A 15,811-nucleotide genomic window follows, 5' to 3' on the forward strand; every position below is an offset into this window, starting at 1 on the left:
TCACCTTAATCCCAAGCTCTCCAGAGCCAAGCTAGTCCGGCAGTAATAATTAAAACTTTAGTTAACCAATCTCCCCAGCGCACATATAAAGTCCTCGTATCCCGTCGATAAATTGTTTCGCTATGGATTTGATATTTATCTAAATCCGATAGCCAAAGGTGATTACCGTGGGGATCGACAAAAGCAGAATAACCTGTATTGGTGGCCCGGGCCATCCATCGATCGGTTTCGATCGCTCGCATGGTATCCTGAGCATGGTGTTGAGCGGGCATGGCGTGGCTATAATGGGCGTTATTAGAAGCAGTAATAATAAATTCGCCTCCCCTAGCAGTTTGACGGCGAAAATGTTCGGAAAAAGCCGACTCGTAACAAATGCCCACAATGATTTTACCGAAAGGACTGTCAATAATTTGATCGGCATCTCCCTGGATTAAATGCGCTTGCAAGGGAGAAAGGCGATCAACAATTCCGCCCAAAATTTCCTGAAAAGGAACATATTCGCCTAAAGGCACGAGAATTACTTTATCATACCGACTAATTACCTGTCCCTCGCCATCAATGGTCAAGAGACTATTATTATAACCCTTGTCCACCTTGCCGAATGCACCTAACCAGATCGGCGTTTTTTTGGCTAAAATTGCCGAATAAATTGAGCTATTATTGACTAAGTTCTCCCAATAGTAGGGTAAGGCGGTTTCAGGAGTTAAGACGGCATCTACTCCTTGATCGGCGAGAATTTGATAACCAGAGGTGTAACCTTCGATCGCCTTTTGAAATCCTAGGGGCGAAAGTTTAATCGTGTTGGGAATATTGCCCTGAATTACGCCAATTTTTATCCCTAAATCCCTTGACTTTTCGATCGGTTTATGGTATGTATTCCATCCCCAGAGATGGAGGCTAAAACAAATGAGGAGGGGTAAAGAGAGAAAAGCGAGATTTTGCCGCGACTGACGGATTAGGAGCAAGCTTTCGGCGATTAAACCGTTAACTGCCACAATTGCCGCCGTTATCGTCGTAAAACCCGATAATTTTCCCAATTGCAGAATCAATAAATTATGGGGACTTTGACTATAAGCAAGGGTAGTCCACCAGAGAGGGGATTGACTCCAGAGAGATTCTAACCCACACCAGAGGGCAGTGCCGATGAAAACCCGTAGGAGAGCATCGCGAAAAGATGACTGATTAACACTTTTGTTGACATAAAACATGACTAACGTCCAAGTTAGCACGATCGCAGTTCCCCAAAAAGTAATAAACAACCAACAAAACAGAGCAATTAACAAACTCGCTAACCAAGGGACACCCATCCACGTCATCGGGTGAATTCCCGTGATCCAGAATAAAGCCAGACCATGGTAGGCAAAACCCCAGCCAAAACCGTATAAAAGCTGTTTTTTTAGGGATTTTTCCGCTAATCTCACAACCATCCACAGGGGGACGAGAGAAATCCAAGCGAGTAACCACCAAGAAACCGGCGCTACTGTTATCCCCATCCCCACACCGGCCAAAATTGCCCAGAGAAAACGCACCATCTTTCACTCCAGTCAGGTTAAACTCGTCTGACCTACTAGATCAGAGTAGCTAGAGGGAAGACAAAAAACAAGAGACATACAGAAGTTTTTCAGCACATCTACAATAGATCAGTTAGCGAGTAAAAAAGCCCCTCGATCAGATGCTATGGCAAGCTATAGACTCAGATAAACAGGGAGATGGGGAATGTCACCCTCACCCTAAAAGCCTAAACTCGGACTGAATAAGTGATTGAATACATGGATAATTTTAACCCCAAATTAACTACTCTGGCTCTTGTCTTGAATGTTGAGGAAAATCTCGAAGATATTTTTCGGAAAATAGCTAATACAAGCGCTCATCAATTGCGAGCGCAGCACTGTTCAATCCTGTTAAGCTCTCCACAGGAATTAAAAGGGGAAATTACCGATTATCTAGAAGTTTTTGCCCATTATGATGATCTATCACCCTTGGCTGATCAAGAAATAATTAAACTCGATCAAGCTATTGCCGACAATGTAGCGACTACAGGGAAACCTTTACTAATTAAGGATATCACTCGATCGCCATTTGCTAGTGCAGCCCGTTATCCCAAAAGATCAAATAATAATAGTTTTATGGCCGCGCCGATTATCCTCAATCAGCAGGTAATCGGAGTAATTAATCTCAGTTTTCCCCTAGACAAAAAACATTTTGAACCATTAGATTTAGAAATCTTGCAGTTATTCGCTCAACAGGCAGCCCAATCCCTGCAAATTTTTCATTTGCAAGGGATATTAAAATCTCGTTTTGTGACTATGGCAGTGACTAGAGAAATAGCAGAAATTCAGTGCGAACATTCGATCGCTGTCCATCCCTATCCCCCGAAATTAGCCAAAATTGTCGCTAAGGCTTTTTTTAAAGAATTAACTCAGGCCGGTTTTGGAACTCATCAAGTTATTGAGATTGCTAATGAGGTTTTGAATTTACTACAAAAGACTCTTAATAAACATAAAAATCGTCTGGAAGGAAAAGATTGAGCGCTAGTCAAGGGTTAAAATCGACTCACTTGCCACTCCCGTACAGTCCTAAGTACCTAAGCAAAATTAATTACACATATCTAACCACCTCTTGCCTCTTGCCTTTTGCCTTTTGCCTTTCTTCACTAGGAAATTTATTTTGCACGACTACTTAAGAAGTAATTGAGATATTTAACAGCTTAATTTACTGATTACCGCTGCCATCCTGCCGTCCTAATTCATAGACACCAGAGGCAACACAGGCGAGAATACCGACACTAATCGGCCAACTTTTTCCTAAACTAATCTCAATTAACCAATCGGAGAAACCACCGAGAATGAGAAAGGGAATAATACTAAAGATAGAGGCATAAAAAGCATTTTGGGATTCCCTGGCGACGCGAGTTTTTTCAAACTCCTCTAGGGAAGTATAGAGGAAACGCTCGGCAAAATTAAACCAGCGATAGAAAATTTCTATAAACCAATTTCGTACCCCAGCTAACCCCAAATATAATGCTAAAGACCAGAGACAGCTACCAGCAATAAAGGCCGGAGAAATATTGATAGTGAAGGGCAGAAAGTCGATTACCATAAATGAGAGCCACAGAAGTGGTAAATTTGAGCGAACGGCTCGATCGATCTTAACAAGTCTTGGCCTTTGTACCAAAAAGATGAAAATTCTTCAGATTGTTCCTTCGATTTCCCTTGTTTACGGTGGCCCTAGTCAAATGGTACTCGGTTTGTCAGCAGCCTTAGCACAACTGGGCCAGGATGTGACTATTATTACCACCGATTCCAATGGTGACACGGGACAAGCACCCCTAGATGTGCCTTTGGGGGTCCCTGTTAGTCAAAATGGCTATCAAATCTATTATTTTCCCTGTTCTCCCTTTCGGCGCTATAAATTTTCCCTTGATTTGTTTACTTGGTTGGCAAATAGGGCAAAAGATTACGATATCGCCCATATTCATGCTTTATTCTCCCCGGTAAGCAGTATATCGGCTTCGATAGCTCGTTATCATCAACTACCCTATATTCTCCGTCCCCTAGGCACCCTCGATCCGGCAGATTTGCAAAAAAAGCGGCAACTTAAACAAATATATGCCAATTTTCTCGAAAAACCCAATTTAGCGGCGGCGGCGGCAGTTCATTTCACCAGTCAGCAGGAGTGTCAAACTGCCGAAAGATTTAATATAAAAACTAAGGATATTGTCATCCCCCTAGGGGTAGATTTTTTTGACCCACAAGCTTTACCAGTAAAGGGTTTTGCTCTTCCCGAAAATAAACCGATCATTCTCTATATGTCCCGTCTTGACCCGAAAAAAGGTCTAGATTTATTGCTGCCCAGTTTAGAAAGGTTGTTAGAAAAAGGCCTAGATTTTCATTTTGTCTTAGCAGGAGGTAATCCCCAGGACCGAGACTACGAAAATCGCATTAAAAATCAGATCGAGCGGTCAATATTGGGCAAAAATACGACAATTACCGGATTTGTCACTGGAGAAGTAAAAAATAACCTCCTCGCTAGGGCCGATTTATTTGTTTTACCTTCCTACTATGAAAATTTTGGCATCGCAGTGGCAGAAGCCATGGCTGCTGGAATTCCCGTGGTGATCTCGGACCGGGTGGATCTGCATCCTGCGGTGACGGCAGCGGCTGCGGGATGGGTGACAGCTTGTCAGCTTGAGGATTTAACTAATACTTTGGCAACGGCTATCACTAATCCTGAAATTCGCCAACAACGGGGGAAAAATGCCAGGGATTTAGTCTTAAATCAATATAGTTGGTCAGCGATCGCTGAACAGCTGCTAACTGTCTATCAAAATCTAGTCTGAGCTATCGATCGTCCCCTGCTCGATCGAAGTCACAGACAGATTAAGATTTAGGCCATGAGGATGATCAGCACTAAAAATGCCAGTAGGGTTAAACCTGATTGCAGAAAGACGGGAAGCGCAAAAGAATTCATAACAGTGGCTCACTTTTCTAGGGATGGCTCTATTTCCAATATACGCTTTCATCTCCGCTAATTCCTCATATTTCCGTCCCCAATGTCATCATCTCATCATTTATTCATCCCATAGGGAGCATTTTAATACAACTGTACGGAACTTGGTCACTCCCCACCCTGTTAAGTAGCTAAGTAGTTAGGTGTTAAAAACTATCGGATCCCCCCTTATCAAGGGGGGATTAAGGGGGGATCGAACCCAAAATCTATCTTCAATTTAATTATAACCAGCTACTTAACTTAAGTTTCAGCGCCATGATTATAATTAGGGAATGATAGAAATTCTTAGGCAATAGGATCACATCAGTGTTGATAAATCATCTTTTCTTCGGCGCTTTTCTACCCCTTGATACTCTCCTGTCCACCCAGGGGATTATGGTTATGCTTCTGGCCGCTTATGCTTTAGCCATGTGGATGTTTCTAACTAGCGCCCCAAAAGTTCATACAATCATGGTGACAGATTTGGAGACAGCCCGACAATTTTATGAAGGACTTTTAAATTTGCCCACGGCCGATGTCCCCCTCCATTACTATTACAATTATGAGCAGACGATGGGCAATAATATGATTGACCCATTTTATATGTCTAGTAATCCGGCTGTGACTACTGCCAACCCTTCTTTGGGAGATCAACCCCAGGGTTTATGGTATCAGTTAAAGAAAAATACCCAACTGCACATCGTTGCTGGAGCAACCGCAGGTTATAAGGATCGTCATCGTCACGTTTGTTTTGATCACGATTGTTTAGAACAAATTCTAATGCGGGTGGAATCACGACGCTTAAAGTATAAAGTTCGTCGCAATAAACCTTTAAATTTTTTGGTCAAAGATAATGCTGATCGCGTGATTGAAATGGCCGAAGTCTCGAATTAGTTAACGTTAATTAGATTGGGGGCAACTATAACGGTAAATAACTAAACTTATGAATGCTCAACTGCTCACAATCGTTTTAATTTCCTTAGGGGTAGGTATTGGTTTAGCCATCCTACTCCTAATTTTAGTCAAGTTAAGACGCTTCAATCAACAGGTAAATAGTATCGTCGATTATCACTCTCTCATCGGTTTAATCGGAGTTGTTCAAATCCCCTTCGATAAAAATAGCAAGGGGAAAGTGCGAGTTAATGTCGGAGATAGTCTGATCGATATAGTCGCGATAACGGAAGGGGAAGAACAATTTAATATCGGTGATCAAGCATTTATTCTCAGTTGCCGAGACAATAAGGTTTTAGTCATTGCGGAAAAGTATATCAGAGGCGATTTTTAATTTTTTCTAAACCAAAGGGTAACTAACTATGAATAGTCAAAATAATTCCTATCTCATCCAAATCAATCCCAATCAATACGACGACAACAATAATAACAACAGTGCCGCCAATTTATTATTGAATAGTGTTCCCATTGCTTTATTGATATTTCTGGGGATCGGTGCGATTTGGTTTATCAATTCTTTTCTGTGTATTTGTAAACCCAATGAAGTGGTAATTCTGAGTGGGATGAAACGCAAATCAAAAGATAGACAGGATGTGGGGTATCGAGTGGTATCGGGGGGTCGAGCGATTCGTATTCCAATTTTAGAAACCGTTAAACGCATGGATGTCACCACAACCCCGATCAGAATTGAGATTAAAAATGCCTATTCTAAGGGCAATATTCCCCTGAATATAGTGGCCATTGCTAACGTGAAAGTTAGTTCTAAACCTGAAATAGTCGGCAATGCGATCGAACGTTTTTTAGATCGAGATCGAGAAGAAATTATTCGCGTAGCTAAAGAAACTTTAGAAGGAAACCTGCGGGGTGTAGTCGCAACCATGACCCCCGAACAAGTGAACGAAGATCGCCTAAAATTTGCCGAAAGTATTACCAGTAACGTCAGTCAAGACCTGTTTAAACTCGGTTTAGAAATTGATACTCTCAAAATTCAAAATGTTGCCGATGACGTGGATTATCTTAACTCCCTCGGACGGGAAAGAATCGCTTTAGTCATGCGTGATGCTGAAATTGCTGAATCAAATGCCCTCAATGAAGCTGAACAAATAGTCGCGGAATGTGAGGAACAAGCAACCGTAGCTAAAACCCGCGATCAAATTATCATTTTAGAGCAAGAAAATGAGTTGAGAAAGTTAAAGGCAAAACTGGAACAACAGGCAAAATCGGAAGAAGAAATAACTATTGCTGCCGCTAAGGAAAAACGTGCTATAGTTGAGGAAAAATTGCAACAGGTTAGGGCAGAATTGGAAAGATTACGTCTCCAAGCAGATCAAGTTTTACCCGCAGAAGCGCAGCAGGAAGCTGAAACTTTCCGCGCTAGAGGAGAAGCGGCAATTTTTGAAGAAAATGCTAAAGCTGAAGCCTTGGTTAACGAATTATTCGCGGAAGTCTGGCAAAACACCGGCAGCGAAGCAGAGGCAATTTTCTTGATTCAACAGTTAGAAACTATCCTAGAGGAGGCGATTAAAATTCCTAGACGCTTACACCTCGATCGAGTTAATATCGTTGATAATGGTGATGGCAAATCCCTCGCTACCCTGATCAAAGTCTATCCCGAAATCGTCAATCAATTCCTCGCCAGTGTCCATCAAACCCTCGGTATTGATGTGGTGGGAACTCTCACCAATAAAATTGAAAAATAGCAGTCAGAAAACCTACTAGACAGGCCTTCTAAAATAGATTGTTACCGAGATCGAGCAGGGTTAAAACCGCACTCGATCTCACCGCTAAGAATCCCCGTCTTTTGCAAGCGGGGAGATGTCAACTCATCAATACTTGGGACTCTATCAATCAATTTTCCCGGCCGAAGCAGCATTGACTATAAACTTGCTAAAACCTCTTTAGCTGCGGCCAAAGTCCGTTCGATATCGGCCTCTGTGTGAGCTAAAGAAGTAAAACCGGCTTCAAACTGGGAAGGAGCTAGATAAACGCCTCTTTCCAACATTCCCCGGTGAAAACGACCAAATTTAGCCACATCGGCCTTTTTGGCATCTTCATAGTTATGCACGGGGGAGCCGGTGAAAAACATTCCGAACATGGCACTGATATGACCTCCAGAAACGCTATGACCAGCATCTCTGGCCACTTTCAGCAGCCCTTCAATTAAGGATTTGGTCACTTTATCGAGATATTCGTAGGTGCCGGGGCGCTGGAGTAACTCGAGGGTTTTAATTCCTGCTGTCATGGCCAAAGGGTTGCCGGATAAGGTTCCCGCTTGGTACATCGGGCCAGCCGGAGCCACCATCGCCATAATATCAGCGCGACCGCCGTAGGCCCCCACCGGCAGCCCACCGCCGATAACTTTGCCGAGGGTGGTTAAATCGGGGGTGATGCCGAATTTTTCCTGAGCGCCACCGTAGGCGATGCGGAATCCGGTCATTACCTCATCAAACATTAATAGGGACCCGTATTCCTTGGTTAATTCCCGCAATCCTTCTAAAAAGCCAGCATCCGGCACGATAAAGCCAGCATTACCCACCACTGGCTCTAAAATCACCCCGGCGATCGAGTCGGGATTTTCGACAAAGAGGGCTTTTACCGCTTCCAGGTCATTGTAGGGGGCGGTTAAAGTGTTGTTAGTGGTGGTTTTGGGAACCCCCGGCGAGTCGGGTAGGCCCAGGGTGGCTACACCAGAGCCAGCTTTAACCAGGAACATATCGGCGTGACCGTGGTAACAGCCCTCGAATTTGATGATTTTATCCCGGCCGGTAAAAGCCCGCATTAAGCGCAGGACGGACATACAGGCTTCGGTGCCGGAATTGACAAAACGCACCATTTCAATGCTGGGAACGGCATCAATCACCATTTCAGCGAGAATATTTTCCTGGACACAGGGAGCGCCGAAACTGGTCCCTTTATCTAGGGCCTGGTGCAGGGCGGCAATCACTTCGGGATGGGCATGACCACAGATAGCCGGCCCCCAAGTTCCCACATAGTCGATGTATTCGTTACCGTCCACGTCGCGAATATAGGCCCCTTTGACGCTTTCAAAAACGATGGGTTGACCACCGACGGATTTAAAGGCTCGCACGGGGGAACTTACGCCCCCCGGCATTAATTTTTGAGCGGCTGTAAAGATTTCTTTCGATTTTGTTGTTTGATACGAAGATGTGCTAACCAATCCTGTCTCCTTGTCTACTTGAGTCTATCGGTTTCGGGGAATGCCCAGAGCTTTGTTTTGTTAACTTCCTGCTGCTTGTTCCATTTTAAAGATCACTGGCCTACATTTTACGCAATTTTTTCCCTAAGAAAGGCGCTGGTCGGCTCAAGTCTCGCTCTTCTTGACTTGTAGCTTGATGGTTAACAGCTGATGTAATTGGCTGAGAAAGGGCAAAAATTTCACTTTTGACAATTTTTCCACAATCTTTTCAGAATTGCTCAAAAAAACCTAGCAATGGGCGAAGTTATTGCTATTGATAGATTTTAGCCCGGAAAGAGCGATCAAAAAAAGCTCCGGTTTTCCACAGATTTTCCACAGGGGAATTCTTGCTATTATTTTTTAGCGTACAAAAAAACTATTCCTGCTATGAAATTTACCAGTAGTCAAAGCGAACTCAACAGCAATTTATCCCTAGTTAGTCGGGCCGTTGCCAGTCGTCCTACCCATCCGGTGTTGGGCAATGTTCTCTTTTGTGCCGATGAGGAAAAGGGCGAAATTAGCCTGACTGCTTTTGATTTGAGTTTAGGGATTCGCACCAGTTTTCGGGCCGAGGTGGTGGAAGGGGGTAAGATTACTCTGCCAGCAAAATTGCTGAACGATATTGTCTCTCGTTTGGGAGAGGGGGAAATCACTATCTCTGTGGAAGAAAACGAGAATGATGAGGAGCATAGTCTCGCTTTCCTGAAAACTGCCTCGGCACAGTTCCAAATTCGCGGCATGAAGGCCGATGAGTTCCCAGAATTGCCCACGGTGGCCGATGGAGAAATTGTTAATTTACCTGTAGTTGCCTTGACAGAGGGACTAAAAGGTGCCTTGTTTGCCGCTAGTGGCGATGAAACTAAACAGGTGTTGACGGGGGTACATTTAACTAAAACCGTCGATTGTCTAGAATTTGCCGCCACAGACGGTCATCGTTTAGCGGTGGTACAAACTCCCCTAGAGGAGGTGGAAAGTGCCTCTGGTGGCTTTAATGTCACCATTCCGGCCCGGGCCCTGCGAGAATTGGAAAGAATGATGGCAACAAAACAAAATATCGAGACTATTACTCTGCATGTGGATGATTCTCAAGTCATCTTTGAAATGGGGGAACAGAGGTTAACCAGTCGTAAGTTAGAAGGGGCCTATCCCACTTATAATCAGTTAATTCCTAAATCCTTCGATCGCTCTTTGGTTTTAGACCGCAAACAGTTAATCCGTTGTTTGGAATTAGTGGCGGTTTTATCGGACCAAAAGAATAATTTAGTTAAGTTTAGTCTCGATGGTGAGAATAGTCGTTTATCCCTAGCGGTGGAGTCTCCCGATTTAGGTAGCGCAAAAGAGTCCATGGCGGCGGAAATTCAGGGAGAAAGTGGCGATATTGCCTTTAATGTTAAATATTTAATGGACGGTTTGAAGGCTTTACCCAATAATGATATCCAAATGCAGTTAAATGCTAGTACCCAACCAGTTATTTTTACCCCCTTGGGAGGTTTAAAGATGACCTATTTGGTCATGCCGGTACAAATTCGTCAGTAATTTTTCCCTAGCAATTACCTCAAGGAGTGGGAGACTTTTCAGCTATCAGCTTTCAGCATTTGTTTGGCAATTGATTAGAAAGTTTTCTACTTATTATCACAGTCCGAGTCCCTGACTGCTGACTGCTTAAAGACTCCTGACTCCCCCAACTCTGGTTAATTAATACCAATCATCCATCGACCGGAAAATTGAGGCATCGGGGAACACAGTGGGATTACCACTAGCGTCGATTTTTTGCCGTAATTCTCGCAGTTGTTTATTGCCAATGAGAAAATCACTTTCTACTAATTGATAGGGCAGTACATTATTATTTAAAGCATACACTGCCGTGATGCCAGCAGCTACCCCAGAGGACCACTCGAAGGAATGGACACGATAGGCGGCCGCGGCAATATGACTGAGAGCGATACTTTTACCCGCTATCAGTAAATTATCGATTTTTTGGGGAATTATAGCCCTTAAAGGAATCTCGAAGGGGTAAGCTTGGCCTTGTCCCTGTCTTTCTCCTGCTTTTTCTGTATTACCCGGTTTTTCGGGGGGATGTTCCGTCATGCAGGGATGAAAATCAATCGCATAGTGGCCGATACCGACGGAATCGGGGTAAATGGTCGAGCGCTTGCGTTTAACGGCCTGATCGGGGGATAATGTGCCATCAAGTACGGAAAATCCCTCTAATCCTGCCAAGGTGGCAATTAAGCGCCGATATTCTGCCGGGGAAAGATTTTGACGATAGAAATCGCTTTGAAAATTTTGTCGGGAAATATCGATTTCTGTGACGGTAAAACCATCGGGGAAAGTCAGGGAAGGACGACCGATAATCCGTCTTGCTTCCCGAATATAGGGATATTTTGACAAACCATGGGCAGTTCCCATGGGAGAATCAAAACCGGAGAGATAACGGTTATTCAAATGGGGAACTTTTACCCCGTCCCCTAACTGGGAATCGGTCGTCCCTTCTACTAACCAATAATAGTAGGAAATGGCGTGTTCTTCGCCCCTTGCGAGGGTTTCTGTGCGTAATCCTCCCATCCATCCCCCGGGAGATAACTGTCCTAACTCTTGCAACTGTTCACGGGTGTAGATAAAGTTATCCTTCCCAGTCCCCGGACGATAATCATTTCCCCAGGTCCAATTCTGCATGGAGATATCCCCCGGGACGGGTTCGGTAAAAGTAATTCCCCCAAAGGTTTTTTCTTTACCCAGTTGTGGACTCCAAATACGACGATAGGTGAAAACCAGGTCAAAATCGGCTAATCGCGGCAATTCATAGCTAAAATAGGGGGCATAGCGTTCGTAATAAACGGGTTTCTCGTGGGTTTGGGGTTTTTCTGTTTCCTCCATGGCGAAGGTATAGGTAAAGCCTTGGGTACAGTAGGGGTCGCCAGTGACGCTAGAGGAAGAAGGTTCGAGATAACTGCGCTTATCGACCCCTAAACGGTAGGGAATATCTGATAATCCGATGATTTCCCCGGTTTCGGTCGCTTCAATCACATACCAATCTGCTAATTGATTCGGTTGGGAGGATTTGGAGACAAAACGGAGGATTTTTTTATCAAAACGGGGAGAATTTTCGTAGCGATAGATATCCTCCATTTTTTGCGATAAAAACTCGCTATTTAGGGGAGGAGTACCTTTTGCGGGACTATGTTGAATAGCAATTACACTGGTAATCTGTTGACCGGTGCCGCGATTGGGTAAAGTTTCAATATTTAATTCTTTGACTACCGTGGAGGGAAACCATTTCAGGGTTCCTTTGCCTTTTTTGGCAGCGTCTTCTAACTGTTGAAATAATAATTTATGTCCATCAAAAGGGAAAAAACAAGACCCACTTACCCAACATTCCCCGGGGTTTTGTTTGCCGTAATGCTTTCTAATTCTTTCCCTAAATTCTAGATAACCTTTCGGGAAAAATAATTTTTCTCTTTGTGTCCGTCTTTCATCTAATGCGGAGGTTCCCTGAGAAGATATCTGTCCCCCCACCCAGTCGGTAATCTCGGTTAAACAGACGGTTTTTCCTAATAATAAAGCTTCGTAGGCTGCACCGGCACCGGCTAAACCACCACCCACCACCAGAATATCACAGCCGACGGTTTGATCCGGTTCTCGCGGGGGGGCCGCTAGGGTAAGGGGAGTGAAAGCTTGCAGGAGAAATAATCCCAGAGAGAGGGATTTAAGGGGAGTAAAGTGATGATTGAAAATTTTAGGGGACATTATTGACAAATATCAATGTTGTGGCTGAGAGTTTCCTCTTTCTTTGAAGAAGTAGCCAGAGCATCTGTTCCTGAAATCCTGATGGTTTTTTTTGGGCGATATTGAGAACTTTGTAGCTTGATGCTGGCCTTTGAGAGATTATACACCTTCAGGCTGACAATCGATCGCTTTTCCAGAACTGTTTTGACAAAGATATCCTGATTCGGTGTCATTCCCTTTATTATATAGTCATTTCAGATAAGTCTGATACAGTCTAGACCGACAAAACCCTTATGAACTCTGGGATTGATATTCTCAATCTTAATTGAAATGACTATACTAAATCCGTTGAGTAACGCACAGAAAACGGGTTTCTCGGAGAAACCCGTTTTCTACTCATGCACTCATGCAAAACGGAGAATAAATAATCAGTTTTTAATAACTGGATTTAGTATTATTCCCTGTCATCCTTCCTAAGTTAAATGCAAAACAAATCCGGGTAAGACATCTTCCCCAGATAAAATAGCAGGTAAATTAATAATTTCCACACCGCTATTTAGTCGGTAGATTTCCACCTGCTGCTGTTGAGGATTAATCAACCAACCCAAACGTAAACCACTGGCTAAATATTCGCGCATCTTTTCGCGTAAAGAGGTTAAAGAATCGCTACGAGAACGTAATTCAATCACAAAATCGGGACACAAAGGTGGGAACTTTTCTCGCTCTTCTGCGCTCAAAGCTTCCCATCTCTCCCGTTTTATCCAAGCAACATCAGGAGAACGATATCCTCCCTTTGGTAAACGAAAAATTGTCGAAGAACTAAACACCTCACCAAGTTGAGTTTGCTCGTTCCATACCCCCACTTTAACAATCAAATTAGCTTCTTGTTTACCAGTATTTCCCCCCACGGGAGGCATAATTAATAATTCTCCTTTTTGATTACGTTCTAAATTCCATGTTTGATTGTCCTGACAGAGATGATAAAATTGTTCATCGGTCAGATTAACTGTCTCGAGATTTAACACTACAGTTTCCATAATCGCTTCTCCTTCTTGCTACTTTATAAGAATGGCTATATCGTGATTAATCTCAACCTATTTACCTAATTGACTCTCTAAAAATTCTGACCAATTGGGATTAGTAGTGTCTAGGGAAACTAGATAGGGTTGTTCCCTTTCATGAAAAGGTTCTGTTTTCTCAATTTGGGCATTTAAAACCTCGATAGTAGCGTCAGAAATATCGCCTTTTCTAGCGGCAATCCGTTGTTTTAAAACTTCTATAGGTGCGTGACAATGGACAATATGAAAAGGAATCTTTAAATTTTGGGCATAGGTTAATAAGGGTTCTCGCCAAGCATATTTATCATAGCGTGCATCGAGAATAACTGGATAACCTAAAGTTATTAAAATTCGGGCTAATTTCGCTAGTCTAGCGAAGGTTTTTTGACTCATTTCGATACTATATATATCTAGACTTCCTGTTTGATTTAAGTCAATTCCAGCCAAATGTTTGCGAACTGCATCGGAACGAATCTGAATAGCATTAAGATTTTTAGCAATTACTTTCCCTATGGTACTCTTACCCGATGCAGAAAATCCCGACATCAGAATTAATCTCGGTTTCTGCGGTTGGGTGTACTGCCAAGCTAATTGATAATAATCCTGTGCATTGGCTTTAATTTTCTCAGAAAAAGTGTCACCATCAAGCATAAAACTATTGACTTTTGCCCTCACATACGCTTGTCTAGTCAGGTAGAGAGGCAAGACTTTTAAACCCTCCCAGTCTGCGGTTTGTTCTAGATAAGTATTGACAAATAAATTAGCGAAATCTTCTCTCCCCCTAGCGGTTAAATCCATGACTGTAAAAGCAATATCATACATGACATCAACGAAGCGAAAAGATTCATTAAATTCTATGCGATCAAATAATTGTATTTCTCCCTGCCACTGACAGATATTATTTAAATGTAAGTCGCCGTGACATTCGCGAATCATCCCTTTTATTTGTCTTTCCTCTAACCAATCTCGGTGTTCTGCGAAGAATTTATCTGTATAAGCTTTTGTTTCATCGTATTGTTTTTGGGTTTGGACAAAATTAATATATTTCTCGGTTTGTTGATAGTTTTCATCAAAAGCTTGTTTAATAATTTCTAAATTACCAAATTGAGTAATATAGGAATTAGTCACAGCTTGCCGATGAAACTGTGCCACTTTTTGAGCCAAAGACTCGATCGCTTTTTCCGTTAGTTCTCCCCGTTCAAAAATTTTACTCAGTAAACATTCTTGGGGAAACTGATTCATTTTTAAAATGTATTCTATCACTTTTCCTTTGCCATTTAAACTTATGCTACCCTGTTCTTCATTAATTGACAAAACTTCCAGATAGATATTAGCAGCAACTTTTTTATTTAACTCTAGTTCCTGTTCTAGATAATATTTTCTCTTTTCTAAAGTGGAGAAATCAAAAAAATTATAATTAACTGGTTTCTTGACTTTATAGGCATAATCTCCTGTCAAGAAGATAATTGAAGCATGGGTTTGGATAATTTCAACGGGAATTTTGACAGCATGAGGATAAAAGTCGGGATTTTTTAATTCTTCGATTAATCGGTTACTATCCATAGGGAGAACTCCTCCGGGGTACATCTCATTTTTGTAAATTTACTAAGTTGGGATTTTTAAAGGGAAAATCTCGGCTAAAATTGGGCTTTATGTCTGATTTTATCACTCAATCTGGGCCCTTGAGGGTTTCTACTCCCCAAACCTCGTTAGGGAGGACAGGACTTCGCCACCCACGCGCGTGGTTTTAGATGTCCGTGGAGAAAGTGCCTCCCCCAAAGGTCAGAAAGCATTAGCTTTGCAAGTGGGATGCTTACACTCGGTTATCGTACATTTGTATTGGTTTGTTGCTGAGAGTCGGTATTTCTGCAAATCTGAGGTGCAGCAGGTCTAAATTAATGAAAACTGCATCATGCAGGATGAGAGCTTTGTCAACTCAGCTTTAAGCGACCTGCGGGAATTGTGGGTACAGTTAGTTTTAGATAATTTTGCCACCGGCTATTCCTCATTAAGTTATATTTATAAATACACCTTCGACAGTTTGAAGATCGATCGATCAAACCTTTATCCAATCTTTACCATCAAAAACCAAGCATTTAGCCATGTTATCGACTATGATCAGCCTAGGGCAGAATTTGAATTTACGAGTTATTGCCGTCGGGGGAGAAAGTGCACAACAGTTGGATATTTGCCAACGTCTCGATTGTAAAGAAGTACAAGGATTTTGGTTGACTCGGACTTTGAAACCAGAAGATGTGACACAATTACTGTTAAGTAAATGTTCCGAATTACCCCAACACTTTATTGAGAAAATAAATTAACTTAAAGACGAATAAGCCATAGCTTTTGAGAGAACAAATTAACTTATATTTTCACTTTTGTCGAGGTGCCG

General features: G+C 42.6%; 14 protein-coding genes and 1 pseudogene. 8 read left to right on the top strand and 7 right to left on the bottom strand.

Features of this window, described 5'->3' with window-relative positions:
- Window positions 1-5: 5 nt before the first annotated feature.
- The gene (gene lnt, locus N0824_RS07180; RefSeq protein ID WP_108936262.1) at window positions 6-1,532 is read right to left on the bottom strand and encodes an apolipoprotein N-acyltransferase; all 1,527 of its coding nucleotides are present in this window, start codon (window positions 1,530-1,532) and stop codon (window positions 6-8) included.
- Window positions 1,533-1,769: 237 nt separating this feature from the next.
- On the opposite strand from lnt, the gene N0824_RS07185 reads away from it, so the two are divergent.
- Window positions 1,770-2,528, top strand: a complete 759-nt coding sequence (locus N0824_RS07185) for a GAF domain-containing protein (RefSeq protein WP_108936263.1) — start codon at window positions 1,770-1,772, stop codon at window positions 2,526-2,528.
- Between the two features lie 184 nt (window positions 2,529-2,712).
- Here N0824_RS07185 and N0824_RS07190 read toward each other — a convergent pair whose 3' ends face one another.
- Window positions 2,713-3,099, bottom strand: a complete 387-nt coding sequence (locus tag N0824_RS07190; RefSeq protein WP_002739650.1) for a hypothetical protein — start codon at window positions 3,097-3,099, stop codon at window positions 2,713-2,715.
- A gap of 79 nt (window positions 3,100-3,178) precedes the next feature.
- Between N0824_RS07190 and hpsP the strand changes: the two genes are divergently transcribed.
- The 4 genes from hpsP to N0824_RS07210 all read left to right on the top strand — a co-directional run bounded on the left by hpsP (window position 3,179) and on the right by N0824_RS07210 (window position 7,139).
- Entirely contained in the window at window positions 3,179-4,339 is a 1,161-nt protein-coding gene (gene hpsP / locus N0824_RS07195; protein WP_108936264.1) for a hormogonium polysaccharide biosynthesis glycosyltransferase HpsP, read from the top strand.
- A 476-nt stretch (window positions 4,340-4,815) separates the two neighbouring features.
- Window positions 4,816-5,382, top strand: coding sequence for a hypothetical protein (locus N0824_RS07200; protein WP_002784990.1), 567 nt, complete (start codon window positions 4,816-4,818; stop codon window positions 5,380-5,382).
- 49 nt (window positions 5,383-5,431) lie between these two features.
- Window positions 5,432-5,773: a hypothetical protein gene (locus N0824_RS07205; RefSeq protein ID WP_046660627.1), complete on the top strand. Its 342-nt coding sequence runs from the start codon at window positions 5,432-5,434 to the stop codon at window positions 5,771-5,773.
- Window positions 5,774-5,801: 28 nt separating this feature from the next.
- Entirely contained in the window at window positions 5,802-7,139 is a 1,338-nt protein-coding gene (locus N0824_RS07210; RefSeq protein WP_108936265.1) for a flotillin family protein, read from the top strand.
- Window positions 7,140-7,315: 176 nt separating this feature from the next.
- Here N0824_RS07210 and hemL read toward each other — a convergent pair whose 3' ends face one another.
- Window positions 7,316-8,617 (bottom strand): glutamate-1-semialdehyde 2,1-aminomutase, encoded by a 1,302-nt coding sequence (hemL, locus tag N0824_RS07215; protein WP_108936266.1) that lies wholly within the window; start codon window positions 8,615-8,617, stop codon window positions 7,316-7,318.
- 405 nt (window positions 8,618-9,022) lie between these two features.
- Between hemL and dnaN the strand changes: the two genes are divergently transcribed.
- Window positions 9,023-10,171 carry a DNA polymerase III subunit beta gene (dnaN, locus tag N0824_RS07220; RefSeq protein ID WP_108936267.1) on the top strand — a complete coding sequence of 383 codons (1,149 nt, stop codon included), beginning with the start codon at window positions 9,023-9,025 and terminating at the stop codon, window positions 10,169-10,171.
- A 159-nt stretch (window positions 10,172-10,330) separates the two neighbouring features.
- Here dnaN and N0824_RS07225 read toward each other — a convergent pair whose 3' ends face one another.
- The 4 genes from N0824_RS07225 to N0824_RS07240 form a co-directional block, all read right to left on the bottom strand.
- On the bottom strand, window positions 10,331-12,382 hold the full coding sequence (locus tag N0824_RS07225; protein WP_108936268.1) for an FAD-dependent oxidoreductase: 2,052 nt from the start codon (window positions 12,380-12,382) through the stop codon (window positions 10,331-10,333).
- Window positions 12,382-12,594, bottom strand: coding sequence for a hypothetical protein (locus N0824_RS07230; RefSeq protein WP_108936269.1), 213 nt, complete (start codon window positions 12,592-12,594; stop codon window positions 12,382-12,384). The genes N0824_RS07225 and N0824_RS07230 overlap by 1 nt, the downstream gene beginning before the upstream one ends.
- Before the next feature lie 240 nt (window positions 12,595-12,834).
- Window positions 12,835-13,398: a Uma2 family endonuclease gene (locus N0824_RS07235; protein WP_108936270.1), complete on the bottom strand. Its 564-nt coding sequence runs from the start codon at window positions 13,396-13,398 to the stop codon at window positions 12,835-12,837.
- 57 nt (window positions 13,399-13,455) lie between these two features.
- A complete protein-coding gene (locus tag N0824_RS07240) occupies window positions 13,456-14,982 on the bottom strand; it encodes a bifunctional aminoglycoside phosphotransferase/ATP-binding protein (protein ID WP_108936335.1) in 1,527 nt (508 codons plus the stop codon).
- Between the two features lie 331 nt (window positions 14,983-15,313).
- Between N0824_RS07240 and N0824_RS21850 the strand changes: the two are divergent.
- Window positions 15,314-15,451: pseudogene (locus N0824_RS21850) on the top strand (hypothetical protein); the annotation flags it as partial.
- A 19-nt stretch (window positions 15,452-15,470) separates the two neighbouring features.
- The gene (locus tag N0824_RS07245) at window positions 15,471-15,740 is read left to right on the top strand and encodes an EAL domain-containing protein (RefSeq protein ID WP_255420518.1); all 270 of its coding nucleotides are present in this window, start codon (window positions 15,471-15,473) and stop codon (window positions 15,738-15,740) included.
- The last annotated feature ends 71 nt before the right edge of the window (window positions 15,741-15,811 follow it).

The sequence above is a fragment of the Microcystis sp. 0824 genome (genome assembly GCF_003112475.1).
GTDB classification, from domain to species: Bacteria; Cyanobacteriota; Cyanobacteriia; order Cyanobacteriales; family Microcystaceae; genus Microcystis; species Microcystis aeruginosa_C.

Excerpts from the sequence above, each read along its gene's own strand:
- N0824_RS07230 (WP_108936269.1), bottom strand. The coding sequence starts at position 12,594 with ATGACACCGAATCAGGATATCTTTGTCAAAACAGTTCTGGAAAAGCGA.
- N0824_RS07225 (WP_108936268.1), bottom strand. The coding sequence starts at position 12,382 with ATGTCCCCTAAAATTTTCAATCATCACTTTACTCCCCTTAAATCCCTC.
- N0824_RS07190 (WP_002739650.1), bottom strand. The coding sequence starts at position 3,099 with ATGGTAATCGACTTTCTGCCCTTCACTATCAATATTTCTCCGGCCTTT.
- N0824_RS07240 (WP_108936335.1), bottom strand. The coding sequence starts at position 14,982 with ATGGATAGTAACCGATTAATCGAAGAATTAAAAAATCCCGACTTTTAT.
- N0824_RS07210 (WP_108936265.1), top strand. The coding sequence starts at position 5,802 with ATGAATAGTCAAAATAATTCCTATCTCATCCAAATCAATCCCAATCAA.
- dnaN (WP_108936267.1), top strand. The coding sequence starts at position 9,023 with ATGAAATTTACCAGTAGTCAAAGCGAACTCAACAGCAATTTATCCCTA.
- N0824_RS07185 (WP_108936263.1), top strand. The coding sequence starts at position 1,770 with ATGGATAATTTTAACCCCAAATTAACTACTCTGGCTCTTGTCTTGAAT.
- N0824_RS07235 (WP_108936270.1), bottom strand. The coding sequence starts at position 13,398 with ATGGAAACTGTAGTGTTAAATCTCGAGACAGTTAATCTGACCGATGAA.
- lnt (WP_108936262.1), bottom strand. The coding sequence starts at position 1,532 with ATGGTGCGTTTTCTCTGGGCAATTTTGGCCGGTGTGGGGATGGGGATA.
- N0824_RS07205 (WP_046660627.1), top strand. The coding sequence starts at position 5,432 with ATGAATGCTCAACTGCTCACAATCGTTTTAATTTCCTTAGGGGTAGGT.
- hpsP (WP_108936264.1), top strand. The coding sequence starts at position 3,179 with ATGAAAATTCTTCAGATTGTTCCTTCGATTTCCCTTGTTTACGGTGGC.